General features: G+C 65.3%; 24 protein-coding genes. 14 read left to right on the forward strand and 10 right to left on the reverse strand.

Features of this window, described 5'->3' with window-relative positions; all coding sequences use genetic code 11:
• Nucleotides 1-111: 111 nt before the first annotated feature.
• Genes CVS48_RS11655 through CVS48_RS11665 form a run of 3 tightly spaced genes read right to left on the reverse strand, consistent with a single transcriptional unit; the run spans nt 112 to nt 1746 of the window.
• Complete coding sequence (locus tag CVS48_RS11655) at nt 112-507, reverse strand: type II toxin-antitoxin system VapC family toxin (RefSeq protein ID WP_100854593.1); 396 nt, start codon at nt 505-507, stop codon at nt 112-114.
• Nucleotides 504-746 carry a type II toxin-antitoxin system Phd/YefM family antitoxin gene (locus CVS48_RS11660; protein ID WP_242001394.1) on the reverse strand — a complete coding sequence of 81 codons (243 nt, stop codon included), beginning with the start codon at nt 744-746 and terminating at the stop codon, nt 504-506. Before CVS48_RS11660 ends, CVS48_RS11655 begins: the two co-directional genes overlap by 4 nt.
• Before the next feature lie 28 nt (nt 747-774).
• Entirely contained in the window at nt 775-1746 is a 972-nt protein-coding gene (locus tag CVS48_RS11665; protein ID WP_419191445.1) for a LysR family transcriptional regulator, read from the reverse strand.
• 108 nt (nt 1747-1854) lie between these two features.
• Here CVS48_RS11665 and CVS48_RS11670 point away from each other — a divergent pair, with 108 nt between their 5' ends.
• The 7 genes from CVS48_RS11670 to CVS48_RS11700 all read left to right on the forward strand — a co-directional run bounded on the left by CVS48_RS11670 (nt 1855) and on the right by CVS48_RS11700 (nt 11681).
• A complete protein-coding gene (locus CVS48_RS11670) occupies nt 1855-2991 on the forward strand; it encodes an iron-containing alcohol dehydrogenase (RefSeq protein WP_100854596.1) in 1137 nt (378 codons plus the stop codon).
• A gap of 125 nt (nt 2992-3116) precedes the next feature.
• On the forward strand, nt 3117-4457 hold the full coding sequence (locus tag CVS48_RS11675; RefSeq protein ID WP_100854597.1) for an MFS transporter: 1341 nt from the start codon (nt 3117-3119) through the stop codon (nt 4455-4457).
• Nucleotides 4458-4509: 52 nt separating this feature from the next.
• Nucleotides 4510-6111 carry an aldehyde dehydrogenase (NADP(+)) gene (locus tag CVS48_RS11680; RefSeq protein WP_100854598.1) on the forward strand — a complete coding sequence of 534 codons (1602 nt, stop codon included), beginning with the start codon at nt 4510-4512 and terminating at the stop codon, nt 6109-6111.
• Nucleotides 6112-6292: 181 nt separating this feature from the next.
• The gene (locus tag CVS48_RS11685) at nt 6293-7567 is read left to right on the forward strand and encodes a PepSY-associated TM helix domain-containing protein (protein WP_100854599.1); all 1275 of its coding nucleotides are present in this window, start codon (nt 6293-6295) and stop codon (nt 7565-7567) included.
• A gap of 82 nt (nt 7568-7649) precedes the next feature.
• Nucleotides 7650-8159, forward strand: coding sequence for a sigma-70 family RNA polymerase sigma factor (locus CVS48_RS11690; RefSeq protein ID WP_100854600.1), 510 nt, complete (start codon nt 7650-7652; stop codon nt 8157-8159).
• A complete protein-coding gene (locus CVS48_RS11695) occupies nt 8156-9100 on the forward strand; it encodes a FecR domain-containing protein (RefSeq protein ID WP_100854601.1) in 945 nt (314 codons plus the stop codon). The genes CVS48_RS11690 and CVS48_RS11695 overlap by 4 nt, the downstream gene beginning before the upstream one ends.
• Nucleotides 9101-9290: 190 nt before the next feature.
• Nucleotides 9291-11681: a TonB-dependent receptor gene (locus CVS48_RS11700; RefSeq protein ID WP_100854602.1), complete on the forward strand. Its 2391-nt coding sequence runs from the start codon at nt 9291-9293 to the stop codon at nt 11679-11681.
• On the opposite strand, the gene CVS48_RS11705 is transcribed toward CVS48_RS11700, so the two are convergent.
• Nucleotides 11678-12586, reverse strand: a complete 909-nt coding sequence (locus tag CVS48_RS11705) for a DMT family transporter (protein WP_100854603.1) — start codon at nt 12584-12586, stop codon at nt 11678-11680. The two genes, CVS48_RS11700 and CVS48_RS11705, sit on opposite strands and share 4 nt — an antisense overlap.
• A gap of 123 nt (nt 12587-12709) precedes the next feature.
• On the opposite strand from CVS48_RS11705, the gene CVS48_RS11710 reads away from it, so the two are divergent.
• Nucleotides 12710-13489, forward strand: a complete 780-nt coding sequence (locus CVS48_RS11710) for an AraC family transcriptional regulator (protein WP_100854604.1) — start codon at nt 12710-12712, stop codon at nt 13487-13489.
• 85 nt (nt 13490-13574) lie between these two features.
• Here the strand turns inward: CVS48_RS11710 and CVS48_RS11715 are convergent, their stop codons facing one another.
• Together CVS48_RS11715 and CVS48_RS11720 are read right to left on the reverse strand one after the other, a co-directional pair.
• Complete coding sequence (locus CVS48_RS11715) at nt 13575-15779, reverse strand: TonB-dependent receptor (RefSeq protein ID WP_242001310.1); 2205 nt, start codon at nt 15777-15779, stop codon at nt 13575-13577.
• A gap of 50 nt (nt 15780-15829) precedes the next feature.
• Nucleotides 15830-16234, reverse strand: coding sequence for a DUF2946 family protein (locus CVS48_RS11720; protein WP_100857611.1), 405 nt, complete (start codon nt 16232-16234; stop codon nt 15830-15832).
• Nucleotides 16235-16467: 233 nt separating this feature from the next.
• Here CVS48_RS11720 and CVS48_RS11725 point away from each other — a divergent pair, with 233 nt between their 5' ends.
• From CVS48_RS11725 to CVS48_RS11735, 3 genes are read left to right on the forward strand one after another with little or no spacing between them, the layout of a single operon-like run.
• Nucleotides 16468-16947 carry a carboxymuconolactone decarboxylase family protein gene (locus tag CVS48_RS11725; protein ID WP_100854605.1) on the forward strand — a complete coding sequence of 160 codons (480 nt, stop codon included), beginning with the start codon at nt 16468-16470 and terminating at the stop codon, nt 16945-16947.
• Nucleotides 16948-16956: 9 nt separating this feature from the next.
• On the forward strand, nt 16957-17724 hold the full coding sequence (locus CVS48_RS11730; RefSeq protein WP_100854606.1) for an SDR family oxidoreductase: 768 nt from the start codon (nt 16957-16959) through the stop codon (nt 17722-17724).
• 46 nt (nt 17725-17770) lie between these two features.
• A complete protein-coding gene (locus CVS48_RS11735; protein ID WP_100854607.1) occupies nt 17771-18265 on the forward strand; it encodes an Ohr family peroxiredoxin in 495 nt (164 codons plus the stop codon).
• 19 nt (nt 18266-18284) lie between these two features.
• Here CVS48_RS11735 and CVS48_RS11740 read toward each other — a convergent pair whose 3' ends face one another.
• The 4 genes from CVS48_RS11740 to CVS48_RS11755 form a co-directional block, all read right to left on the reverse strand.
• Nucleotides 18285-19289, reverse strand: coding sequence for a LysR family transcriptional regulator (locus CVS48_RS11740; protein ID WP_167400977.1), 1005 nt, complete (start codon nt 19287-19289; stop codon nt 18285-18287).
• A gap of 134 nt (nt 19290-19423) precedes the next feature.
• Nucleotides 19424-19858 carry a cupin domain-containing protein gene (locus CVS48_RS11745; protein WP_100854608.1) on the reverse strand — a complete coding sequence of 145 codons (435 nt, stop codon included), beginning with the start codon at nt 19856-19858 and terminating at the stop codon, nt 19424-19426.
• 124 nt (nt 19859-19982) lie between these two features.
• Nucleotides 19983-20867, reverse strand: a complete 885-nt coding sequence (locus CVS48_RS11750; RefSeq protein WP_100854609.1) for an RNA polymerase sigma-70 factor — start codon at nt 20865-20867, stop codon at nt 19983-19985.
• A 119-nt stretch (nt 20868-20986) separates the two neighbouring features.
• On the reverse strand, nt 20987-21634 hold the full coding sequence (locus tag CVS48_RS11755; RefSeq protein WP_100854610.1) for a DedA family protein: 648 nt from the start codon (nt 21632-21634) through the stop codon (nt 20987-20989).
• 319 nt (nt 21635-21953) lie between these two features.
• Between CVS48_RS11755 and CVS48_RS11760 the strand changes: the two genes are divergently transcribed.
• The 3 genes from CVS48_RS11760 (at nt 21954) to CVS48_RS11770 (ending at nt 24581) form a co-directional block, all read left to right on the forward strand.
• Entirely contained in the window at nt 21954-22781 is an 828-nt protein-coding gene (locus CVS48_RS11760; RefSeq protein WP_100854611.1) for an alpha/beta fold hydrolase, read from the forward strand.
• 94 nt (nt 22782-22875) lie between these two features.
• Nucleotides 22876-23793, forward strand: a complete 918-nt coding sequence (locus CVS48_RS11765) for an MBL fold metallo-hydrolase (RefSeq protein WP_100854612.1) — start codon at nt 22876-22878, stop codon at nt 23791-23793.
• 38 nt (nt 23794-23831) lie between these two features.
• Nucleotides 23832-24581 (forward strand): SDR family NAD(P)-dependent oxidoreductase, encoded by a 750-nt coding sequence (locus tag CVS48_RS11770; protein ID WP_100854613.1) that lies wholly within the window; start codon nt 23832-23834, stop codon nt 24579-24581.
• Nucleotides 24582-24651 lie beyond the last annotated feature (70 nt).

A 24651-nucleotide genomic window follows, 5' to 3' on the forward strand; every position in this document is an offset into this window, starting at 1 on the left:
ATTCCCGCCGACGCAAATGGCGGGCTTGGACGACACGCAATAATCCACACCGCTGCGACAAAAACAAAAAGCTGCCCTAAGACAGCTTTTTGCCTTGGCGGATGCTGTTCATCACCAAACAGTATGCACGTGCGAGTAATCGCGGATCTTCAAGTCAGCAGAGACTAGAGGCGCGGAATACTGCCGTGCTGTGGCCACGATGATGCGGTCCGCCGGGTCCTTATGAAACTCGCCGGGCAGGTCGACCGAATGTACCGAAATGCGAACATCAACGGGTACAAAACGGACCGTCGGCACCTGGGCAACAGTGTCCAACCAGGCCATCGCATCCATATTCAAAGCGAGACGTCCCGCCTTGGCCAGCATTGCCACTTCCCAAGCGCTGATGGCCGAAACCAGGATTTCGCCACCTTGCATCTCGGCTTCGATGACTTCTCGAGCGCGACGACTTAGCTGAGAATCTTCCGCGATCCACCACACCAGCGCGTGGGTATCCAGCACGATCATTGCGCTGCCTCCCACAAGTCGTCACTTACCGGTGACAACGGATCGTCGAACCGCAAAACGGACCCACGAAGTACGTCAAGCGGATCTCGCTTCACCGGTTCCCGATAGGGCCGGATTTCCAGCGCAGGCTTGCCGTGGTCCGTAACGACAATTGACTCGCCGGTAGATTCAACCTGCCGGAAAAGTTCAAGGGCCCGAGCTTTGAACTCGGATTTCGACACCAGTTGACTGGGCATGATGCCCCCTAAAAATGGTCATTGAATATGGTCATTTTATCAGGGCCTTGTCATTTAAAGCCACCCCCGCGTTTCCTTCTCGCATCAACGCCTCCACCAGCAGACTCAACGCAGGGCTTTTCGGCGCGCCTTTCCTGAACACCAGTTCGTACGGCTCGCTGCGTGACTTCAGGGCCAAGGCCAGCGTGCCGACCAAGCCGTTGCGGCAGAAGTAGTTAGCGACGTCTTCGGACACCAGCGCAACCAGATCCGTGTTGCGGCTTAGCAGCGTCAGCGTGGCCAGCGCCGAGGTGGTTTCGATCAGGTGCAGGGGGAAATTCAATTCGGCTTCGTGGAACTCACGTTCCAGCAGCCGGCGCATCGGCATGTGCGCGCGATAGACCACCCAGCGGCTGTCCTGCAATTCGCGTAGTTCCACGGCGTCCGCGCCCATCGCCGTATGGCGCACGTTGGCGATCACGGCCAGCGACTCGGGCTTGATGACGATGGATTCGTACAGCTCCTGGTTACGCCCGACGGACGACCGGCAGATGGCCGCATCCAGCCGTCCGCGTTCGATCAGGCCGAGCAAGGTCTCGCTGGTGTCTTCCACAATCTCCACCGACATGCGCGGCTGCCGGCCCAACAGGTGCGTGACGGCATCGGTCAGCAGCGGCACGGCGCCCATGATGGTGCCGATGACCAGGCGGCCGCCCGCACCGCTGGCAATGGCATCCAGTTCAAACCGCAGCTTGTTGATATCCGCCTGGATCAAGCGCGCGAAGCGCAGCGCGCACAGGCCGGCTTCGGTGGGAATCAGCCCTCGATTGGTGCGCGCGAACAGCTCCACCTGCAAGGTCTGCTCCAGCTCGCGCAGCGCCTTGCTGGCGCCGGGCTGGGTCAGGCCGATCTTGTCGGCGGCGGCCAGCAGCGAGCCGCATTCCTCAATGGTGATGAGCAGCCGGAGCTGCTTGGCATGCAGCCGCGACATGACGGAATTCAGGCTGGGGGGAACGTTTGCCATGAATAAAAGTTATAGCTGTATAGAAAGTCGTCAGTGTACTGAAGCGCGGCCCGTGCCTAGACTCGTCCCTTCTCATCGGGACCAAGTTTTTCAAGGAAAAGAGGCAGCATGGCACTGATCAATTACGTGACCGAAATTCACTTCGGCGCCGGGGTCCTGGCGGACCTGCACGACGTCTGTGAGCGCTTGGGTATTACCAAACCTTTGATCGTGACCGACCGGGGCGTGGAAGCGGCGGGCATCGTCGACCGCGTGAAGTCGGCGCTGGGCCACGCCAACCTGGCCGTGTTCAACGACACGCCGCCCAACCCGTCTGAAGCGGCGGTGCGCGCGGGCGTGGCCAGCTTGAAGCAGGCGGATTGCAACGGCGTCATCGCCGTGGGCGGTGGCTCTTCCATTGACCTGGCCAAGGCGGTGGCGGTGTCCGCGCGCCATGACGGCCCGCTGCGCCAGTTCGCCTTGATTGAAGGCGGCGTGCAGAACATCACGGCGGCCACGCTGCCCATCGTCGCCATTCCCACCACGGCGGGCACCGGCAGCGAGGTGGGCCGGGGCGCGATCATCATCCTGGACGATGGGCGCAAGGTGGGCATCTTGTCGCCCCACGTCATTCCCAAGGTTGCCATCTGCGACCCCGAATTGACGCTGGGTTTGCCCGCGGGCCTGACCGCCGCCACCGGCATGGACGCCATTGCCCACTGCATCGAAACCTTTCTGGCGCCGGCCTTCAACCCGCCGGCCGACGGCATTGCGCTGGATGGCTTGTGGCGCGCATGGCGTCACATTGAAGTGGCGGTCAACGAGCCGGGCAACATTCAGGCGCGCGCCAACATGATGAGCGCGTCCCTGCAAGGGGCGTTGGCGTTTCAGAAGGGCTTGGGCTGCGTGCACAGCCTGAGCCATTCGCTGGGCGGCATCAACCCCAAGCTGCATCACGGCACGCTCAACGCCATTTTGCTGCCGGCCGTGGTGCGCTTTAACCGTGGCGCGGAAACCGTGGCGCATGAAGACAAGATCGCGCGGCTGGCGCAGGCCATGGGCTTGCCGGCCACGCTGTCGGTGGAAGAGGCCCTGGCCAACAAGAGCCGCGCGTTGAATCTGCCGACGGGCCTGGGCGAACTGGGCGTTACAGAAGACCTTTACGAACGCATCGTGAAGGGCGCGCTGGCCGATCACAGCCACCGCACCAACCCGCGCGACGCCAGCGCCGATGACTACGTGGAGATGCTGCGCGCATCGACATAGAACGTGCGCGCCTGGCGCGTGTGCATATACATCGCGTTGCCGTTAAGCGCCCATCCCGCATCCGCATGGGAGGGCGCCATGTATTCAAACAATCAAACAACTAAACAATCCAAATAGGTGGAGACATGAGCACCCTATCCGTTGGGGGTTCCAACCCCAGCCTGGCCGCTGCCGACAAAGAAACCCTGGTCCCCGATGCCGAGCGCCGCCGCGCGCTCATGGGCAGCGCGGTGGGCAGCACCATCGAGTGGTACGACTATTTCCTGTACGGAACCATGTCGTCCATTATTTTTGCCAAGCAGTTCTTTCCTAGCGACAACGCGCTGGTCAGCCAGATGTTGGCGCTGGCCACCTTCGCGCTGGCCTTTCTGGTGCGCCCGCTTGGGGGCGTGATCTTCTCGCACATCGGCGACCGCATTGGCCGCAAGAAGACGCTGGCGATGACGCTGTCGATGATGGGCTTGTCGACCGTGCTGATGGGCCTGTTGCCCAACTACGCGCAGGTGGGCCTGGCCGCGCCGATCATGCTGACGCTGTTGCGCTTGATGCAGGGCCTGGCCTTGGGCGGCGAGTGGGGCGGCGGCGTGTTGCTGGCCGTGGAATATTCACCGCGCAAAAAGCGTGGCTTCTATGGCGCCGTGCCGCAAACCGGCGCGGTGCTGGGCCTGGCGCTGGGCAACATCATCACGTCGCTGCTTAGCGCCAGCATGAGCGAAGAGGCGTTTCAGTCCTGGGGCTGGCGCATTCCGTTCGTGGGTTCCATCGTGTTGGTGATGGTGGGCATGTGGATCCGCAACGCGGTGGGCGAAACCCCGTCGTTCAAGAAGATCCAGGCCACGCGCAGCAGCGCCCGTATTCCGCTCAAGGAAACCTTGCAGCACCACTGGCGCGAAGTGCTGATCGCCATTGGCGCGAAGGTTGTCGAGACGTCCACCTTTTTTCTGTACGCCACCTTCACCATCTCGTACATGATGGATCACGGCTTCGCGCGTTCGACCATTCTGAACATCGTGCTGGTCTGCGCCTTGATCGCGTTTCCGTTCATGCTGTTCTTCGGCCATCTGTCTGATCGCATCGGCCGCAAGAAGGTGTTCATCGGTGGCAGCGTGGCCTTTCTGTTGTGGATCTTTCCGTACTTCTGGCTGCTGGATCAAAAGTCGGTGTGGGCGGCGGGCCTGGCTATCGCCGTGGGCTTTGGGGTCATCTGGGCCAGCTACGGCGCCATGATCGGCACCTTGTTGGCGGAAGCCTTTCCGCCCGCCATCCGCTACACCGGCATGTCGCTGGGTTACCAGATTGGCGCGGCGCTGGTGGGCGGCCCCATGCCGCTGATCGCCACGGCGCTCATCGCCTACTACAGCGGCAGCTACGTGCCCGTGGTGCTGTTCCTGGCGGCCTGCGCGGCGGTGTCGATCATCGCGGTGGCGGTGGCGCGCGATCGCAGCGGCCAGCCGCTGGATGACTGATCCCTACGTGTCGATATCCATCCCATCTGACTCTTATCCAAGGAATTCAATCATGCAGATCACTGGAGAAATGCTCATCGGTCATGCCGCCGTGCGCGGCACCGCCGGTACGCTGCAGGCGTTCAACCCGAGCTTGAACGCAGAGATTCCCGAGCCGCGCTTCGGCCTGGGCACGCACGCTGACGTGGACCGCGCCGCCACGCTGGCCGCCGCCGCGTTCGACCCGTATCGCCAGCTTCCGTTGACTCGCCGCGCGGAATTCCTGGAAGCGATCGCCGACGAAATCCTGGCGCTGGGTGACGCGCTGATTCAGCGCGCGCACCAGGAAAGCGGCTTGCCCGTGGCGCGGCTGACGGGTGAGCGTGGCCGCACCATCGGGCAACTGCGCCTGTTTTCCCAGGTGGTGCGTGATGGCCACTTTTTGGGCGCCATCGTTGACACCGCCCAACCCGAACGCCAACCTTTGCCGCGCGCGGATTTGCGCCAGGCGAAAGTTCCGCTGGGCCCCGTGGCCGTGTTCGGGGCCAGCAACTTTCCGTTGGCGTTTTCCGTGGCGGGCGGCGATACGGCATCCGCCCTGGCGGCCGGCGCCCCGGTGATCGTCAAGGCGCACAGCGCGCATCTGGGCACGTCCGAACTGGTGGGCCGCGCCGTGCAGAAAGCCGCGCAACGCACGGGCATGCCTGAAGGCGTATTCTCCCTGCTGATCGGCGCGGGACGAACCATCGGCGAAGCGCTGGTCGCGCATCCGGCCATCAAGGCCGTTGGGTTCACGGGCTCGCGCCAGGGCGGCCTGGCGCTGGTCAACATCGCCAACCAGCGGCGCGAACCCATTCCCGTGTACGCGGAAATGAGCAGCATCAACCCCGTGTTTGTGCTGCCCGCCGCGCTGGCGGCGCGCGGGCAGGCCATCGCGCAAGGCTTCGTGGATTCGCTGGCCTTGGGCGCCGGCCAGTTCTGCACCAACCCCGGCCTGGTCATCGCCATCGATGGGCCGGAGCTGGATCGCTTCATTGCCGCCGCCAGCGACGCGCTGGCCTCCAAGGCCGCGCAGGTCATGCTCACGCCCGGCATCTGCGCCGCGTACAACCGCAGCCGCGAGCAGGTCCAGTCGGTGCCGGGCGTTGAGACGGTGGCAAACGGCAGTGCCGCGCGCGATCAATCCAATGCCGCGCAGGCCGCGCTCTACGTGACCCGCGCGCGCAATTTGTTGAACAACGAGGCCTTGCAGGCCGAGATGTTCGGCCCAGCCTCCGTCATCGTGCGCGCGCAAAGCTGGGAAGAGGTGCTGGACGTGGCCGAGCATCTGGAAGGCCAGTTGACGGCCACGCTGCAAGTGGACGCGCCCGACCATGCCGCCGCCCGCGCCTTGCTCACCGTGCTGGAACGCAAGTGCGGCCGCATCCTGGCCAATGGCTTTCCCACGGGCGTGGAAGTCAGCCACGCCATGGTGCACGGCGGCCCGTACCCGGCCACGTCGAACGCGATGCACACGTCCGTTGGCGCAACCGCCATCGACCGGTTCCTGCGACCGGTGTGCTATCAGGATCTGCCGGATGGGTTGCGGCCAGACGCCTTGCAACAGGACAACCCCTTGGGGATCTGGCGCCTGGTGGATGGGGCTCCTGTGCCGCCGGCGGTGACGCAAGCGTAGGGCGCGGAGAGGGCGGCTGAAGTTCGCCGCCTTGTTGGCATCCGGTGTCGGCAGCTGCTGTTGGCATTCAGTGTTGGCATCTGTGGTTGGCATCCGCTGTTGGCACTTTTTCCGGCGCCGTACGGTGAACTTGATATGAGCCCTCGGCCTTCGCCGGGGGCATCAGCCATCGAGTGCCAGCATGAAACCCGCTACGCCCCTGCCCAGCGCACCCGCGCGTCGTCCTGTACCCGCCACCCCCTCCCAACGGAAATGGTGGTTTGCGCTGCATAGCTGGGTGGGGTTGAAGCTAAGCCTCTTCATGGCGTTCATCTGCCTGACCGGCACGCTGGCCGTTATCGCAACCGAGCTGGATTGGCTGGCGCAGCCCGCCATGCGGGTTGACCCGGCCGCGCAGCGCGCAAGCTGGGGCGACATGGTCCATGCCGCACAAGCGGCGCGACCCGGCTGGACGCTGCAATCCGTCACCGCCGCCCACGGTTCGCACTTCGCCGCGCGGGCCTTGATGCGCACCCCGCAAGGCGAACAACGCTTCGTCTGGATCGACCCGTATCGCGCCATCGTCACCGGCGACACGTCCTGGTTCAGCCTCCAGCGCTGGCTGCGCAACACGCATCGGCATCTGTTTCTTCCCACGCGCTATGGCGTGCCCTTGGTGTCGGCCTTGTCGATACCGTTGCTGTTGCTGGTCACAACGGGGCTGGTCGTCTACAAGCGCTGGTGGCGCGGCTTTCTGGCGTGGCCACGGCGGGGAAAGCGTCGGCTGGCGTGGGGTGACACGCATCGGCTGCTGGCGGTGTGGAGCCTGTGGTTCAGCGCGCTGATTGCGTTGACCGGCCTGTGGTATCTGGTTGAATCGCTGGGCGGGCATGCGCCGCCGCTGCGCGCCATCACCGCCCCGGACGCACCACGCGCCGCCGGGCCTTTGACTGGCCAGACGCTGGACGCGGCCGTGGCGCGCGTGCATCAAGCGTGGCCCGAGCTGGACATCCGCGTCTTGCGGCTGGATGCCGATGGCCGGGCCGGGCAAGTGGAGGGGCAGACGCCGGCGTGGCTGGTTCGCGACCGGGCCAACGCCATCCGGCTGCCGCTGTCCGATCATGCCGCCGCCCGGCGCGGCGCGGCCGACCTTGGCCCGCATCAGCGCCTGTCCGAAATGGCGGACCCGCTGCATTTCGGCTCGTTCGGGCCGTGGCCGGTGCGCGCGATCTGGTTCATCTTCGGCGCGGCGTTAACCACGCTGTGCCTGACCGGCGCCTATCTTTACGGCCTGCGCATTGCGGGCGGCAGCGCTGCGCTCAGGGCAAAGTCCGGGCATGCCGGCGCACCGGCCGCGCCCTCGCGCGAAGCCTGGACGGGCATGCGTCCGTGGCGCTGGGCGTGGGTGGCGTTGTTGTTGATGTCCCAGGCGCTGTTCATCAGCGAGGCCATGGGCTGGATCAATCTGTTCGGATGAAGTGGGTGTGGCGGCATGGGTTTCCGTTATTATTAACGTTACTCATTATCAATACGACATTTCGCGCCGCGTCCCCGCTCCCATGTCCCAATCCACCGCGCCTCGTCGGCTGGCCCTTAGCGGGCTCTACGCCGACCATCATCAATGGCTCTACAGCTGGCTGCGCAAGCGGCTGGGCAACGCCTGGGATGCGGCGGACCTGGCCCACGACACGTTCCTGCGCGTCTATTCCAGCAACCGCGCACTGGAAATGCCCGAGCCGCGCGCCTTCCTGACGCACGTTGCAAAAGGCCTGGTCGTTGACTTCTGGCGGCACCGTAGCGTGGAACAGGCCTATGCGGAATCGATGGCGGCATTGCCCGCCGACACCGCGCCGTCTCCGGAAAGCCGGGCCTTGATTCTGGAAGCCCTGTACTGCATCGACCGCATGCTGGACGCGATGCCGGGGCGGGTGCGCGGGGTGTTCCTCATGTCGCAACTGGACGGCCTGACGTATGCGCAGATTGCCGCCGCCACGGGCCTGTCGGTGCGCACGGTCAACCGCCATATGCAGCAGGCGTACCTGGCGTGCCTGACCGCCATTGATCCATGAACGCGCCGCACGTGCCTGATGCGCTGTTGGCCGAAGCGGCGGGCTGGATGGCCCGTTTGCACGATGCCCCGGATGACCCGGCCAGCTTGCAGGCCTTGTCCTGCTGGATTGCCCGCAGCCCCGCGCACGCGCAGGCCTGGGCGCGGGCCGAGCGGGTGCTTGGCGCCTTCGGGCAGGTGCCGCAACCCATGCGCGCGCACGCCCTGAAAGGGCTGGCCAAGCCGGATCGCCGGCGCCTGGCGGCCCGCCTGCTGGGTCTTGCGGTCGCCGGTCCGGTGGCCTATTGGGCGTGGCGCGCCACGCAAGCGGACCTGGAAAGCGCCACCGGCCAGATCCGGCAGGCAACGCTGGCGGATGGCACGCGGATGACGCTGGACACCGGCACGCAGGTCGACGTGCGCTACTCGGCATCGCAACGTTTGCTGTCGCTTCGGGCGGGTCGCATCTTCGTGGCGACGGCGGCGGATGCCCACTTGCCCGCGCGTCCGTTTCTGGTCCAGACGCCGATGGGCAGCGTGCAGGCCATTGGCACGCAATTCACGGTCAGCCTGGAACAGGACGACGCGCTGGTTGCCGTCTACGAAGGCGCGGTGGATGTGCGCCCCAACGACGGCGGCGGCCAGATCGTGCGCGCGGGCCGGCAGGCCAGGTTCAATGCCGCCATGACGCATTCCGATACCGCCTTGCTGGAAACCTCGCCGACATGGACCAGCGGCATTCTGACGGCCGACAACATGCGTCTGGCCGACTGGACGCGCGCCCTGGCCCGCTACCGACCGGGCTTGCTGCACTGCGCGAGCGAGGTCGCGAACCTGCGCGTGTATGGCTCGTTTTCATTGCGGGACACGGACGCCAGCCTGGCGTTGCTGGCCCGCACGCTGCCGGTGCGCGTGGCCACGCGCACGCGGTACTGGGTGCAGATCCAGGCGCGTGGCGCGTAGCGCAAGGTCGCCAATCAAGTGGTCCGATCAAGCGGATCAATCCGCATTCGTAGCACCCCCCGCCTTGGCGTTGGCATCTTTTTCCGAGTCGTTCGGTGTACAGGATAGAGGCCCTGAAACCCTGCCGGGATCGGGCCGTGGCGTGACCCCTGTCCGTCTCCCCGAAACTCTCCCTCGCGGTGCTTGCTTCATGTCCCAATTCCGTTCTTCCCCGGTCCGCGCGGCCGTGCTGCTGTGCTTTTCGGTATTGCTGCCCGTCGGCGCGATGGCGCAATCCCAGGCGCCCGTCGCCCAGTCCGTCACGCGCGACTACCGCATCGGCGCCGGCCCGCTGGGCTTGGCCTTGTCGCAGTTCGCCACCCAGGCCAACGTGCGCCTGTCCTTTCCGGGCACGCTGGTGCAAGGCATGCAGTCATCGGGGCTGAACGGCAACTACTCGGTGGCGGAAGGCTTTGCCGCGCTGCTGTCGGGCTCGGGCCTGCGCGCCGTTCCGGCCGGGGCCAACGAATACACGCTGTCCGCCGTGCCCGCCAATGCCATAACCCAGTTGGAAGCGGTAACGGTGACGGGCGCCTACACCGGCGGCTTGATGCCCGCGTTTGCCGGCGGCCAGGTGGCCAGCGGCGCCAGCGTCGGCATGCTGGGCGAACGAAGCATCATGGACACGCCATTTTCTGTGACGGCCTACACCAGCGCCTTGATGCAGCAACAACAAGCGCAGAGCGTGGCCGACGTGGTGTCCAACGATGCCTCGGTGCAGAACACCAACCCCCGGACCAGCCGCTTCGACCAGTTTTCCATTCGGGGCTTTCCGGTCCTGAACAGCGACATCGCCTTCAATGGCCTGTACAGCGTCTTGCCCACTTACGCGCTGGCCGTGGAAAGCCTGGAGCGCGTTGAAGTGTTGAAAGGCCCCAACGCATTGCTCAACGGCATGGCGCCGTCGGGCGGCGTGGGCGGCGCGATCAACGTGGTGCCCAAGCGGGCGGAAGACACGCCCACGCGGCAAGTCACCGCCAGCTATGGTACGCACAACGTGGCGGGCGGCCACGTGGACCTGGGCCAACGCTTTGGCGACAAGGGCGAACTGGGCATCCGCGTCAACGGCGCCTACAAGGGCGGCGACACGGGTGTGGGCTCGCAACACACCACGCGCGGCTTGATGACGCTGGGCCTGGACTACCGGGGCGAACGCACGCGCTGGTCGGCGGACCTCGGCCATCAAGACCGCAAGGTCGACGCCCCACAGGAGCGCGTGGGCGTTGCCCCCGGCGTGCCCGTGCCGGACGCCAAGCGTGTGGACCGTGGCTACGCACCCGACTGGACCTACGCCAACTCCCGCGACACCTACATCGCCTTGCGCGCCGAACACGACATCACCGACCGCACCATGGTCTACGGTGCTTTTGGCGCGCGCGACGGCGACTACAAATTCCTGCGCATGAACGTCACGGCGCGCGATGCCGCCGGCAATTTCTCGGCCAGCCCCACGTATTTCCTGCGCGACGAAAGCGTGCACACCGGCGAGATCGGCGCGCGCACCCGCTTTGCGACCGGCGCGGTGTCGCACGCCGTATCGCTAAGCGCCACGCAATTCCAGAAGACCTTCGGCAACCTCAGCTACGACTTCGACCCCGTCCGCTCCAACCTGTATACGCCGCTGCCCACGTCCGCGCCTTCCCTTGCGGGGCTGGACACCGACATTCCCAAATCCGGAGAATCCCGGCTGACCAGCGTGGCCTTGGCGGACACGCTGTCGATCTGGGACGAACGCCTGCAATTGACGGTGGGGGCGCGGTCGCAACGCGTCGTCACCGAGCAGTACGACGAAACCGGCAGCCGCACCAGCCGTTACGACAAGCGCAAAGTCACGCCGGCCATCGCGCTGTTGGGCAAGCCCACGCAGAACGTGTCGGTGTACGCGAACTACATTGAAGGCCTGAGCGAAGGCCCCACCGCGCCGCTCACCGCCGTCAACGCCAACGAAGTGTTCGCGCCGATCAAGTCCGAACAGGTCGAAGCCGGCGTGAAGGTGGACTACGGCGACATCGGCGCCACCTTCAGCGCCTTCCAGATCCGCCGCCCCAGCGGGCTGACCGACCCGGTTACCGGCGTGTATGCGGTCGACGGCATGCAGCGCAATCGCGGCCTGGAACTGAACGTGTTCGGCGAACCCGTCAACAACGTGCGCCTGCTGGCCGGCGTCATGTATCTGGATGGCCGCCTCACCAAAACCGGCAACGCCACGACCGAAGGCAATGTCGCGCCCGGCACGCCGCGCTACAGCATGAACGTGGGCGTGGAATGGGACACCCCGTTCGCGCCCGGCCTGACGGTCTCGGCGCGCGCCCTGCGCACCACCTCGCAATACCTGGACGCCAGGAACACGCAGGAAATCCCCGCGTGGACGCGCGTGGACCTGGGCGCGCGCTACGCCTGGCGCGCCGGCAACACGCCTGTCACGCTGCGCGCCACCGTGGAAAACGTCTTCAACAAAGCCTACTGGGCGTCGGCCTCGTCCAACGGCCTGACCATCGGCGCGCCGCGCACGGTGCTGCTGTCGGCAACGGTGGACTTCTAGGTAGGCGAGGGCAGGCGCGCGGCGTGCAGCGGCTTGTGCACCGTCTGCGCAATCAGCACGCCGATCAGGCTCATGCTGCCGCCGATGACGTGATAGGCGTGCATCTGTTCGCCCAACATTGCCACGGCCAGCACGGCCGTCAACACGGGCAGCAGATTGATGAAGATGCTGCACCGGTTCGGCCCCAGGTGCTTCACGCCTTGAATCCAGAAGAACGACAGCAGAATGGATGAGCCGATGCCCGCGTAGGCGATCAGCGGCAAGGTGCGCGCGTCCAACGACGCCGCGCCCGCCGGCAGCATCAGGAAGAACGGCAGCATGAAGACCAGCGCGGCCACGGCTTGCAGGTACACCGCCTGCCACGCCGGAATCGTCAAGCGCCAGCGGCGCAGCAGCACGCCATACAGCGCGTAGGACAAGGACGCCAGCAGCATCAGCAGGTCGCCCACATGGACGCCGTTGCGCGCGATGGCGGCGATGTCGCCTTGGCCCACCACGTACAACAGGCCCACGAACGACAGCACGCCGCCCACCGCCATGCCCACCGTCAGCGCTTCACCCAGCACGATCACGCTGAGTATCGCCGTCAACAAGGGCACCAGCGCGGTGACGATGGCCATGTTGGTGGCCGTGGTGCTTTCGGCCGCGCGGTACGACAGGCTCTGGAACAACGCCATGGCCAGCAAGCCGCTGACGGCCATCTTGCCCAGGTGCGGCCGCACCGACGCCCAGTTGCGCCGCAGCGACGGCAGCACGAAGGGCGTCATCAGCGCCAGCGCCAGAATCAGGCGGTAGAAGGTGATGGCCGTGGGTGAAATCGCGGACGCGGCCAGCTTGGACACGATGACGTTGCCCGCCCACAGCACGATCGCCATGAATGGAAAGAGCAGGGAAGTGATGGACATGAAGGTCTCCAGAACGAGCCTTGCATGGTGCCGCCCGGGGCAGGCGTCCGTCTGGCGCTAATATGTCGTCGGTTATCGCAAAACTGCCAACTCGTAAAACTGCCAACTCGCAAAACCGTCAACATGGATGATTCCCCGTTCTACGCCGCGTTCGCGGCTTCCGGCGCGCCCGCCGCCGCCTTGGCGGTGGACTACCCCGACGGCCATTTCATTGCGCCCCATCGTCACGACCGCGCGCAACTGCTGTACGCCATCCAGGGCGTGATGACCATCGACGCCGAAGGCGGCCGGTGGGTGGTGCCGCCCACGCGCGGCGTCTGGCTTGAGGCCGACGTGGCGCACTCCGTCCGCATGCACGGCGCGGTGCGGGTGCGCACCGTGTTCGTCGATGGCCACGCCGCCGCCCACCTGCCCGCGCGCAGTTGCGTGCTGGACATCTCGCCCTTGTTGCGGGAACTGATCGTGGCGGCCGTGGACGTGGACCTTGCCGCGCCCGTCAGCCCCGGGTCCCGCGATTGGCACTTGCTGCACTTGCTGTTGCAGGAATTGCGCAGCCTGCCGGTGTTGCCCTTGTATCTGCCGATGCCGGCCGACGCGCGGCTCAGGAAATTCTGCGACGCCTTGATGCGCGAGCCTGATGCGGCGTTGACGCTGGACGAGTGGGCGGCCCGGCTGCATCTGTCCACCCGCACTTTGCACCGGCAGTTTCAGCAACAGACCGGTATGCGGCTAGGGCAGTGGCGCCGGCAGGCGCGGCTGCTGCTGGCGCTGGAACACCTGGCAAGCGGGGCGCGGGTGGTGGATGTGGCGCTGGAACACGGCTACACCAGCCAGAGCGCGTTCGCGGCCATGTTCAAGAAGCACTTCGGCGTGTCGCCGGGGGGGTTTTATCGGCGGGGTTGAGGGGAGGTTTCGCAGCAACCGTGTCGGGACCAGCGCGTCCAGATGTTCCCCCGGCTGGCGCCCGGAAGCGCCAGCCGGCGCCGCGCTAGAAGCGGTAGTTCGCGCTGAGCTCCACGCGGCGGCCCTCGCCAACCAGCCATTGCGTTTGGTTGTAGTAGGCCGTTTCGGCGTACTGGCGGTCAAACACATTGAACGCGCGCAAGGCCAGGCTCAGGTCGCGGCGGGGCTCCCATTGCAGCGCCAGGTTGGTGGTGGTGTAGCCCGCCATCTCCAATCGGTTGGCCGCGTCCGCGTAGCGCTTGCCCACGTAGCGCACCCCGGCGCTGGCGGTCCATTGCGGCGCGAACTTCCAACTGAGCCAGGCATTGGCCACGCGCTCGGGCACGTCCGTCGGTACATTGCCGTTGCGCGACACGGCGACGCCGCCGACCGATTCGTTGAAGTCGTCGTAGCGGGCGCGCAGCGCCACGGCGTTCAGGTCAAGCCGCCACGCGGGCGTCAGTTCCACGCTCAGCGTGGCCTCGACGCCGCGTGACGACTGTTCGCCCACCTGGATGCGCAACGCGGGGTCGTTGGGGTCGCGCGTGACCAGGTTGTTCTTCTTGATGTGATAGGCCGCCAGGGTCCATTGGCCCCTGTTGTCCCAGAACGTCTGCTTCACCCCGATCTCCAACTGCTTGCCCTGCGACAGCTCGTAGTTCTTGTTGGCGGGCGATAGCAAGAGCAGGCTGCCGATCGGGTCGGCGGCCTGGGCGTATTGCGCATAGACGGACACGGTGGGCAGCACGTCGTACACCGTGCCCACGCGCCAGCCGACGTTGCTGAACGTGGTGCGAAAGGCGGTTTCGTCGGCCACCAGATCACGCCGCTTCAAGTCGATATGGTCGTAGCGCAACCCCGCCAGAATCGACCAGCGGCTATTTAGCATCAACCTGTCTTCGGCAAACAGCGCGTACTGGCTGGCCGTGTTGCGGTAGCGCGGCGTGGTGCCGGCGACGTTGATGAAGCGGCCGTGGTCCACGTCATAGGCATCCACCACCGATGTACCGGAGTACGGCGAATTGTTGGTGTGCTTGAGCGATGCGCGGTTCAGTTCGAAGCCGACCGCCACCTTGTTCGCCAGGCCAAACAGATGCCCGTCGAAGGCGGCGTCGGTGACGGTGCCCGTTTGTTCCTGGTCGTGGCCGATCTCGGTGTAGCCGCTGCGTTCGATCAGGTTGCCCGGCAGCCAGGTGTAGTTTTCGGCGTCGCGGTAGTCGCGATTGCTGCCGATGTAATAGACGCGGCTTCTGACCGTGGTGGCGGCGTTGGGCGACCATTCCGCTTTCAGTTCCGTCCGGCTGTCGCGGTAGATGATCTTGCTGTCGGCCACGTTGTAGTTCTGCCTGGCCAGGCCGTAATCCATCGTGCCGTTGGCCAGCGGCGTGCCGAAGTAGCGGGTGGGTTCCTGCCAGGCATAGGCTTGCGTCAGCGTGAAGTTCAGCTCGGGCGATATGTCCAGGCGCAAGGCGGCGGTGACGGCCGCGTCGCGCGAGTCCCCCAGGCTGATGCCGGAGTCCGTGTGGTTGCCGCTGACGTCCAGCCGGTACGACCATTTGTCGTCCAGCGCGCCGCCGCTGCCGAATCCGAAACGCTGGGTGTCGTGCGTGCCGATGGTCGTCATCAGCTCGTTTTCGATGGGACCGCGCGTGGGCTTTTTCGGGATCACGTTCACGACGCCGCCGATGGCGCCTTCGCCATACAACACCGACGCGGGGCCGCGCAGCACTTCAATGCGGTCCACGGCCCAGGGGTCATACATGAAGGTCTGGCCTACGCCGCCGTACTGGCGCACGCCGTCATACAACTGGGCAACGGAGTTCGAATCGGTGAACCCCCGCGACGACAGAGACGACCCGCCATTGCCGGGATGACGCATGGCGCTGATGCCCGCCGCCTGGGTGATGGCATCGGTGACGGTGGTGGCGCCGCGCTCGCGCAACTGCTCGTTGCTGATGATCTCGATGCTGGCGGGGGTCTCGAATGGCGTCAGACCCAACAGGTTGCCGGTGGCGGTGGGTTCCAGCAAAGTGGGTGACGGCGCATCGCCCGACACCGAGATCACGGGCAGGGTGGCGACGGGGGCGGGTTGCGCGTGCAGCACGGGCAGCACGGACGTGAGGGCAAGCGCGGTGGAGGTAGCCACGCCCATGGCCAGGCGATTGGGCACGCGGTTTGTGGCGCGATTGGCGACGCGAATGACCACGCGCCGCTTCAGGGCGCAACGCGCCCTGGAGGAAGAAAAAGTCATGAGGTGTTTCTCGGTAAGCGAAGACAGGCCGCGCGAAGGCGGCAAGGGAATCAGCTGAATACCGAGACGAGAGGCGGGGCACGCGCGCCTAGCGGCGCCCCAACAAGCGAGGGATGAATCGGTGCGGGCGGCGCGCGTGCCGCCTGCGGATGCACCATGACGGCGGCCATCGCCACCAGCAAGACCGGCGAGGGCGGCAGCGCCACGGCGGCAAGCGCCATGCCCACCGGACACGTCGCGGCTTGCGCCGCATGCCTTTCGTCGGGCGCCTGGTCTGGCTTGGACGGCCCCTGCACCCAGATGGGGCCGGCAGCGGAACACAACTGAATCAGCGTGCCGCCCTGATGGGTAGCAGGCATGAAGCCCTGCGGCACAATCGCCTTCAGCGCAAACAGCACCAACACCAGCCAAAGGCCGGCGTTGCCGCGGTTCAGGAAAGACGAAGTTGCGCGCATGATGTCGCGCATTCTAGCGGGATTTTGCCGGCTATCGGCTACCGGCTGCGAAGGCACTGCACGCATCCTCCGGCTTGCCCGCCGACGATTGTTGCGCGCCAGGCAACACCATGGTCCCTTGCCCGGGTCTACTGCCGCCCTGCCAGCCGACCTACGATTTGGGCGTCGTTCAAGCACGCGCAATCGTCGGCTAAGCCCAGCCGGACCGCGCCAAACTATCCAGGGGAATCACCATGAGTCAACGTCTTAACGCCTTTGCGCAATCGCCCGAGCTGTTCAAGAAGTTCGTCGAATTCGGCATGCTCTTGAAGAAGAGCGCGATTGAATCGTCCATCCTGAGCCTGGTCGAGATCCGCGCGTCGCAGATCAACGGCTGCGGCTTCTGCCTGGACATGCATGTGAAAGAAGCCAAGATCCACGGTGAAGGCGAACTGCGCCTGCATCATGTGGCGATCTGGCGCGAGTCCACCGAGTTCTCGCCGCGCGAACGCGCCTGCCTGGCGTGGACCGAAGCGCTGACCACGCTGGGCGCGCACGGCGTGTCCGACGAGATCTATGAGCGCGTGCGCGGCGAGTTGTCTGAAAAGGAGATCTCGGATCTCAGCTTCGCGGTCATGGCCATCAATGGTTGGAACCGCCTTAACGTCGGCTTTCGCACCGTACCCGGTTCGGCCGACAAAGCCTATGGCCTGGACAAGGCCAAGTTCAGCTAAGGACGCATCATGAAAATCCTAGTCATTGGCGGTACCGGCCTGATCGGCTCCAAACTCGTCAAACTGCTTATCGAGCGTGGCCATGAGGCCATTGCGGCTTCGCCCGCCACCGGTGTCAACACGGTGACGGGAGAGGGCCTGGACGATGCGCTGGCGGGGGTGGACACGGTGGTCGACGTGGCCAACTCGCCATCGTTCGAAGACGCGGCGGTGCTGGCGTTCTTCCAGGCCTCGGGGCGCAACCTGCTGGCGGCCGAAGCCCGGGCCGGCGTGCGCCACCACGTTGCGCTGTCGGTGGTGGGCACGCATCGCTTGGCGGAAAGCGGGTACTTTCGCGGCAAGATCGCGCAGGAAGATCTGATCGAAGCCGGGGGCATTTCCTACACCATCGTGCATAGCACGCAGTTCTTCGAGTTCCTGGGCGGCATTGTGCAGTCTGGCGCGCAGGGCAATGAAATACGGCTCTCGCCCGCCTATGTGCAGCCGATTGCGTCGGACGATGTGGCGTTGGCCATGGCGGACGCCACGTTGGGCGCGCCGGTGAACGGCACGGTGGAAATTGCCGGGCCCGAGAAGGTGCGACTGGCCGATCTGGTGCAACGCTACCTGGGTAAAATCGGCGACACCCGCCGCGTGCAGGCGGACCCGGGCGCGCGCTATTTTGGCGCATTGCTCAACGACGACACGCTGGTGCCACGATCTACCCCACGCCTGGGCAAGATCGACTTCGATACGTGGTTCAGTCAATCGGGTGCAAATTCCGGCGCAAAGAAATAGCGGCGGAAAGCAGCAGCGGAAATTAGCGGCGGAAACAAGGACCACCATGAGCAAACTGCGGCCGCCTTCCCAGGCTCTGCTGGACAAGTACCGGGGCGGAGACTTTCATCCCCTCTACACCACCAGCGTGACGGTGCGTGGCGGGGAGGCCGCGCATGGCCGCGCCTCGGGTATCGCCATTTCAGATGACGGCGAACTATTTGTGGAACTGCGCCTGCCGGTTGAACTGGGTGGCAAGGGCGGGGGAACCAACCCCGAGCAATTGTTCGCGGCCGGCTATGCGGCGTGCTTTCATGGCGCGCTGAGCATGCTGGCCGAGCGCTCGGGCCTGTCGCTGCCGGATGCGTCGGTGACGGCCACTGTGTCGTTCGGCCGCGACCCCGTCGATGGCCTATTTGCGCTGAAGGCCGAGGTCAACATCCATCTGCCCGGCGTGGCCCGCGACGTGGCCGAAGAACTGGTGCGCAACACCGAACGCCTGTGTCCGTACGCCAAGATGGCCCAGGGCGGCATAGAAAGCGTGGTGGCGCTGACCCAATAACAGCCGAGGGCAAAGCGGCCTAGGTTTGTCTGGGCAGCAGGCTATCCAGAATCTGCAAGTCCATGGCGCGGATGCGTTCGGTCATGTAATCGATGAACACGCGCATGCGTGCCGGCAGATGCTGACGGCTTAGAAAGCACAGGTAATGCCCGCGGTCGTCGGGCGCATGTTGCGGCAGGCAGGCCACCAGCGTGCCCGCGCGCAGGTGGTCGCAAACTTGATAAGCGGCCATTTGCGCGATGCCGTGCCCGTCCAGCACCGACTGCAGCACCAGGTCAGCGTCGTTGAAGGTCAACATGGCGGGCGGCGCCACCTTGCGCAGATAGCCCCCCACCTTGAATTCCCATTCATACACGCGCCCAGACGCCAGGCGGAAGTTCACGCACTGGTGCTCGGGGATGTCGTCAACGCTGGCTGGCAAGCCGTGCTTGGCGGCATAAGCGGGCGAGGCGCACAGCAGCATTTGCATGGGGATCACTTTCTTGGCGATCACCTGGCTGTCTTCCATGCGGCCATTGCGAAACGACACGTCAACGCGATCGGTCGTGAAATCGGTGGGGCCGTCATCCAGCAGCAGTTCCACCGAGATTCCCGGGTTGGCTTCGCGAAACTTGTGCAACAGCGGCGCGACGATCTTGCGGCCGAAGCCCACCGTTGAACACACGCGCAACTGGCCGGAAGGCGGGCCTTCGCGCAGCTCGCGCATGTCGTCCAAGGCCTGGATGATGCGCGCCACGCCCGGATGGCATTGCTCGTAGAAGCGTTGGCCCTCGGTGGTCAGCGAGGTGCTGCGCGTGGTGCGCACGAACAGCCGCGTGCCCAACTGGTCTTCGAGCTTCTGCACGCTGCGGCTGACGGCCGAGCGGCCGATGCCCAGCCGGTCGCCGGCCTTGGCGAAGTTGCCTTCGGTCGCAACGGCAAGAAATGCCACCACGCCGGCATAGCTGGTAGCGAAGCTGTCGGCCAGGGAATCTGGCCCATTGGGGGCGGGGGTGCCAGGGGAGGCGGGGTAGGGTGTCGACATGATGGCGGCGCCGCGATGTTGGTTGATCCTACTGCTAAGACGGCGGGCGGGGCAATCCTGTGACATGGGGCGCAAAAAAAACTGGCCTTCCACCAGGGAAAGCCAGTTTGGACCTGCAAGGTTTGATAAGTCCCTTATTGGATCGGGGTCAGGATGGGCGCGCCTTTTTTCTTGACCAGCACCACCACGAACTTGGCCGGCTGGGTCTGGCTGGCGTTGCGGCCCACGGTGTGGATGTCGTCCGGGCCTTCAAAAAAGGTCTGGCCCGGGGTCAGCGTGACTTCCTTGCCGCCCTTGACCTGCATGACGATGCTGCCTTCCAGCACGTACACGAAGCTATAGGCGTCGTGGCGGTGAACGGGGTCGACCGCGCCGGGCGGATAGTCCACCGTGATCATCACGGCGTCCTTGCCGGGAATATCCGGCAGGGCTTTCGTCATGAGTTCCGTGACGATGGCGTCGGGGGGCTTAGCGGGGTTCGCCGGGGCCGCGGCATGGGCAAGCGGGCTCAGCAGCGCGCCGGCGGCAATAAAAGTAAAAGGCAACCCGAACTTCGTGATCTTCGACATGGCGTGTCCTTGGTGGAGGTGTGACAAGCCCATCGTAGAAGTGCCGCCCGCGCGGCGGTAGGCCCGCGCGAGGGATCACCATGTTGCCCGCCATGCAACACCGCCCTGGCGTAGACGGCGGCGATCAGCCTTGCCGCGCCAGCGCCGCCGCGATGTGCGCCAGCTTGTCCGGATTGCGTTGCACCAGCACCCGCGTCAGGCGTTCACCGTCCGTCTCGTAGGACTGCACGGATTCAAGCTGGCCATCAATGAAGCGCAGCAGGGTCCATTGCCCGTTCACCTGCACCACCTCAACGCGCAAGGCATCGCGGTAGCGGCGCTTGCCCGCGTAGAACAGTTGCGCCAGGCGCTTGCCGCCCACCAGGCTGGCAAAGCTCGAGACCTTGTCGCCACCATCGCCGATGAGTTCCGCGTCGTCGCTCAACAAGGCATGCAGGCCGTGGAAGTCGCTGCGCTGCATGGCGTCGGCAAAGGTCAGCAGCAGGCGTTGCAGCGTGGCGCGCGGGACCATTTCGCGCGGGGCGCCCTGGCGCAGCTGCAACCTGGCGCGCCGCACCAGTTGACGGATGGCGGCCGGGGTCTTGCCGAGCGTCTGCGCGATGTCTTCGTAGTCTGCGTCGAACACGTCGCGCATCAGGAAGGCCGCGCGCGCGTCGGGTGACAGGCGTTCCAGCATGAACAGAAACGCCACCGACACATCGTCGGCCATCTCGTGGATTTGTTCAGGGGTGGACGGCGGCGCGGCCATCAGCATGGGCTCGGGCAACCATACGCCCGTGTAATGGGCGCGTTCGGCTTTGGCGGCGCGCAGGCGGTCAATGGACAAACGCGTGGTGGCGGTGACCAGCCAGGCTTCGGCGTTCTGCACCGCGTCGCGGTCGGCGCCGTGCCAACGCAGCCACGCTTCCTGCACCACGTCTTCCGCCTCGGCCACCGCGCCCAGCATGCGATAGGCAATGGCGTACAGGCGGGGGCGGTGACACTCGAAGAGGGACGCGGAGTCGGTCATGGGGGTAGCCAACGCCCGGGGAAGGCAGGCGTGAAGCCACGTATTTTGCCGCAGCGCGCAGGTAGCGACAAGCGCGAAGACGCCGCGCGCGGGCAGGCTTTTCATGTCCGGCCGCCACGTCAAAGCGTGCCAATGGGCGGTTTGCCTTGCGCCCGGGACCGACGCACGCGGCGTGCGCAACGGTACGCCAGATACGTCGCCGCCAGTACGCCAAGCGCGATCAGCGCCTGCCCGCCCACCGCCGACAACGCAGCCAACAGTTGATGGATCTGCGCCGCGAAGCGGGCGCCCAGCACCAGGCCCACCGACGCCCACAGCGCCACGCCCACGCAGTCGTGCCAGATAAAAGACCGCAAGCGCACGCCCATCGCGCCGCAAAGCGGCACGGCCACTAACGACAGGCCGGGCACGAAGCGCGCCACGAACAGCAGCCGCACGCCCCAGCGGCCGAAGAACTTCTCGGTCTTCGTGACGCAAGCATCGCGCGACAACGTCAGGTTGCACACGGTGTTCAGCGTGCGTGGCCCATAGCGCACGCCGCCCACATACCAGATCAGGTCCGCCAGCACGCCGGCCACCACGGCCGCGCCCAGCATCAGGCACAGCGGCATGGCCGCCACCCACGAACCGGCCGGCTGCACGGCATGGCAGGCGCCCACCGCGATCAGCGTCGGCATGACGGGCAGGGGCAGGCCCAGCGACGCACCCAGCACGTTAAGAAAGACCAGTAGCGCGCCGTATTGCGCGATCCATTCATGCGGCGGCATGGAAGGTTCTGGTCGAGGTGGCGCAACGATCTGTCTTCACGATTCTTCGCCTCGTCATGGGGAAAGTGGATGAGTCAGGCGTTGCAGTGGGCGAGCTTGCGCGGCCCGTGTCATGCAACGACGAACCCATGCTAGAGGGCCTGTGCGCTGCGCAGTAGACGCGGTGAAGGACGCATGGTGTTGTGCGCGCGACAACAATTCGCGGGCGTTTCGCATTGGTGTCCACGGCACAACAGTGCGCTTCCCGATGAGGACCTACCGCGCCTTGGAGGCCAGACCTACGATTCGCTCGTCATCTTTTTTCACCCAAGGGGCACTCATGACATCCAGCACCTTCACCACCCGGGACGGCACGCAGCTCTACTACAAGGACTGGGGCGATGGCCCGGTCGTCACGTTCTCGCACGGCTGGCCGCTGAACGCGGACGCTTGGGACGGGCAAATGCACTTCCTGGCGCAGAACGGTTTTCGCGTCATTGCGCATGACCGTCGCGGCCACGGCCGGTCGGCGCAACCCTCGTCCGGCAACGACATGGACACCTACGCCGATGACCTGGCGCAGTTGATCGAGGCGTTGGACCTGAAGAGCATCACGATGGTCGGCCACTCCACGGGCGGCGGCGAGGTAGTGCGCTACATCGGCCGCCACGGTGCCAAGCGTGTGGCGCGCGCCGTGCTGATCGGCGCCGTGCCGCCCGTGATGGTGAAGTCGGCATCCAACCCCGGCGGCCAGCCCATTGAAGTGTTCGACGGCATCCGCAAGGGCGTGGCCGGTGACCGCTCGCAGTTCTACAAAGAATTGGCCGTGCCCTTCTACGGCGCCAATCGCAACGGCGCCAAGGTGTCGCAGGGCATGCTGGACCAGTTCTGGTTGTGGAGCATGCAGAGCGGCCAGAAGAATGCCTACGAATGCGTCAAGGCGTTCTCTGAAACGGACTTCACGGAAGACCTGAAGAAGATCAACGTGCCGACCCTGTTCATGCATGGCGAGGACGACCAGATCGTGCCGCTGCACGACTCGGCCAAGAAGGCCGCGCGACTGGTCAAGCACGCCAAGGAACTCTATTACCCCGGCGCGCCACACGGCCTGACCGCCACGATGCAAGACCGCATCAACGCTGACCTGCTTGCCTTCCTGCGCGCCTGATCGCGCGACGGGGCCTCTTCACCGGTGTTCTTCACCGCCTTTTATCAGCCCTTCCTCATTGCGGCCGGCCCGGCCGCCCCTCAGGAGATTTGCCATGTTCACGCCCGACAACACCGTGCAAGCCAACCCCCACCAACCGCTGGATCTGGTTCCGTCCCGCTACGCCGTGCAAGTGGGCGATATTGACGCACTGGTCGTCAGCGACGGCGTGCTGCCGCTGCCCACCTCAACCATGGCCACCAACGTCGACCCCGCCGAGCTGGCGAATTGGCTGGACTACATGTTCATGCCGTCCGACGCCTTCGACTGGCCCTTGAACGTGATGGTGGCGCGCAGCGGCAAGCAGACCATCTTGATCGACGCCGGCCTGGGCGGGCAGTTTCCGGGTTTTCCGCGCGCCGGGATGTTTCCGCAACGCCTGGAGTCCGCGGGCATCGCGCTGGAGTCGGTCACCGACGTGATCATCACGCATATGCACATGGACCACGTGGGCGGCCTCTTGGTCGACGACGTAAAGAAGCGCCTGCGGCCGGACGTGCGCATCCACGTGTCGGCGGCCGAGGTCGACTTCTGGACCTCGCCGGACTTCTCGCAAACCGTGATGCCCAAGCCAGTGCCGGCGGTGCTCAAGACCACCGCCACCGCTTTCTATAACGAATACCGCGACCGTCTGCACATCTTCCAGGACAAGCATGAAGTCGCGCCGGGCGTCTTCGTGCGCGTCACGGGCGGCCATACGCCGGGGCACGCCGTGGTTGACCTGGTGTCGGGCGGCGAACGCCTGACCTTTGCCGGCGACGCGATGTTTCCGGTGGGCTTTGACCACCCCGAATGGCAGAACGGTTTTGAACATGATCCTGAGGAATCGACTCGCGTCCGCATCGGCCTGTTCGAAGAGTTGGCGCAGAACCGTGGGTTGCTGGTGGCCGCGCACCTGCCGTTTCCGTCCGTCGGCCGCATCGCGGTGGATGGGGACGCCTACCGCTGGGTGCCGGTCATCTGGGACTTCTAAGCGCCACGCCGCCCGTTGATATCAATGAAGGAATACACATGAAGAAGCTTGCAGGAAAAACAGCCGTCATCACGGGCGGCAACAGCGGCATCGGGTTTGCCACCGCCCAGGCCTTTGTCGCCCAAGGCGCGCGCGTCGCGATTCTAGGGCGGCGGCAGGGCGCGGTGGACCACGCCGTGGAAGCGCTTGGCGCATCCGCCTTCGGCGTGGTGGGCGACGTGGGCGACCTGGCCACGCATGACCGCCTGATGGCACAGGTGCATGAACGCTTCGGCCCCATCGACATCTACATGGCCAACGCCGGCATGAACCACATTGAACCGTCCACGGCAGTCAGCGAGGACAGCTACGACAGCCAGTTCGGCGTCAACACGCGGGCGCTGTTCTTCGGCGTGACCAAGGCACTGCCGGTCATGCGCGATGGCGGCAGCATCATCCTGACCAGTTCGATCGCCAGCGCCAAGGTGCTGGAGAACCACGCGGTCTACGCCGGCTCAAAGGCGGCCGTCGAAGCCTTTGCGCGTGCCTGGGCCTTGGAGTTCAAGACCCGGAAGATCCGCGTCAACGTGCTTAGCCCCGGCCCCACCGACACGCCCATCCTGGAAAAGCTGGGCGTGGCCGACGCTGACCGTGCCGCGTTCGAACAGGGCATGGCCTCGGCCATTCCCTTGGGCCGGATGGCGACCCCGGACGAATTGGCGCGCGCCGCCTTGTTCCTGGCGTCGGACGACAGCAGCTTCATTACCGGCGTCGTATTGCGGGTGGATGGAGGGATGGCGTTGACCTGACAGGCGGCAGGCGCCTGACATCTTGTTTCCAAAGTGGATGTCGTTCGGCTTTTTCTCTGACCTGACCGCA

Source organism: Achromobacter spanius, from assembly GCF_002812705.1.
In the GTDB taxonomy this organism is placed as follows: domain Bacteria; phylum Pseudomonadota; class Gammaproteobacteria; order Burkholderiales; family Burkholderiaceae_B; genus Achromobacter; species Achromobacter spanius.

Excerpts from the sequence above, each read along its gene's own strand:
- CVS48_RS11770 (WP_100854613.1), top strand. The coding sequence starts at position 23,832 with ATGAAGAAGCTTGCAGGAAAAACAGCCGTCATCACGGGCGGCAACAGC.
- CVS48_RS11750 (WP_100854609.1), bottom strand. The coding sequence starts at position 20,867 with ATGACCGACTCCGCGTCCCTCTTCGAGTGTCACCGCCCCCGCCTGTAC.
- CVS48_RS11695 (WP_100854601.1), top strand. The coding sequence starts at position 8,156 with ATGAACGCGCCGCACGTGCCTGATGCGCTGTTGGCCGAAGCGGCGGGC.
- CVS48_RS11715 (WP_242001310.1), bottom strand. The coding sequence starts at position 15,779 with ATGACTTTTTCTTCCTCCAGGGCGCGTTGCGCCCTGAAGCGGCGCGTG.
- CVS48_RS11665 (WP_419191445.1), bottom strand. The coding sequence starts at position 1,746 with ATGGCAAACGTTCCCCCCAGCCTGAATTCCGTCATGTCGCGGCTGCAT.
- CVS48_RS11760 (WP_100854611.1), top strand. The coding sequence starts at position 21,954 with ATGACATCCAGCACCTTCACCACCCGGGACGGCACGCAGCTCTACTAC.
- CVS48_RS11755 (WP_100854610.1), bottom strand. The coding sequence starts at position 21,634 with ATGCCGCCGCATGAATGGATCGCGCAATACGGCGCGCTACTGGTCTTT.
- CVS48_RS11690 (WP_100854600.1), top strand. The coding sequence starts at position 7,650 with ATGTCCCAATCCACCGCGCCTCGTCGGCTGGCCCTTAGCGGGCTCTAC.
- CVS48_RS11765 (WP_100854612.1), top strand. The coding sequence starts at position 22,876 with ATGTTCACGCCCGACAACACCGTGCAAGCCAACCCCCACCAACCGCTG.
- CVS48_RS11740 (WP_167400977.1), bottom strand. The coding sequence starts at position 19,289 with ATGTCGACACCCTACCCCGCCTCCCCTGGCACCCCCGCCCCCAATGGG.
- CVS48_RS11720 (WP_100857611.1), bottom strand. The coding sequence starts at position 16,234 with ATGCGCGCAACTTCGTCTTTCCTGAACCGCGGCAACGCCGGCCTTTGG.
- CVS48_RS11705 (WP_100854603.1), bottom strand. The coding sequence starts at position 12,586 with ATGTCCATCACTTCCCTGCTCTTTCCATTCATGGCGATCGTGCTGTGG.
- CVS48_RS11745 (WP_100854608.1), bottom strand. The coding sequence starts at position 19,858 with ATGTCGAAGATCACGAAGTTCGGGTTGCCTTTTACTTTTATTGCCGCC.
- CVS48_RS11670 (WP_100854596.1), top strand. The coding sequence starts at position 1,855 with ATGGCACTGATCAATTACGTGACCGAAATTCACTTCGGCGCCGGGGTC.
- CVS48_RS11680 (WP_100854598.1), top strand. The coding sequence starts at position 4,510 with ATGCAGATCACTGGAGAAATGCTCATCGGTCATGCCGCCGTGCGCGGC.
- CVS48_RS11700 (WP_100854602.1), top strand. The coding sequence starts at position 9,291 with ATGTCCCAATTCCGTTCTTCCCCGGTCCGCGCGGCCGTGCTGCTGTGC.
- CVS48_RS11730 (WP_100854606.1), top strand. The coding sequence starts at position 16,957 with ATGAAAATCCTAGTCATTGGCGGTACCGGCCTGATCGGCTCCAAACTC.
- CVS48_RS11725 (WP_100854605.1), top strand. The coding sequence starts at position 16,468 with ATGAGTCAACGTCTTAACGCCTTTGCGCAATCGCCCGAGCTGTTCAAG.
- CVS48_RS11655 (WP_100854593.1), bottom strand. The coding sequence starts at position 507 with ATGATCGTGCTGGATACCCACGCGCTGGTGTGGTGGATCGCGGAAGAT.
- CVS48_RS11685 (WP_100854599.1), top strand. The coding sequence starts at position 6,293 with ATGAAACCCGCTACGCCCCTGCCCAGCGCACCCGCGCGTCGTCCTGTA.
- CVS48_RS11710 (WP_100854604.1), top strand. The coding sequence starts at position 12,710 with ATGGATGATTCCCCGTTCTACGCCGCGTTCGCGGCTTCCGGCGCGCCC.
- CVS48_RS11735 (WP_100854607.1), top strand. The coding sequence starts at position 17,771 with ATGAGCAAACTGCGGCCGCCTTCCCAGGCTCTGCTGGACAAGTACCGG.
- CVS48_RS11675 (WP_100854597.1), top strand. The coding sequence starts at position 3,117 with ATGAGCACCCTATCCGTTGGGGGTTCCAACCCCAGCCTGGCCGCTGCC.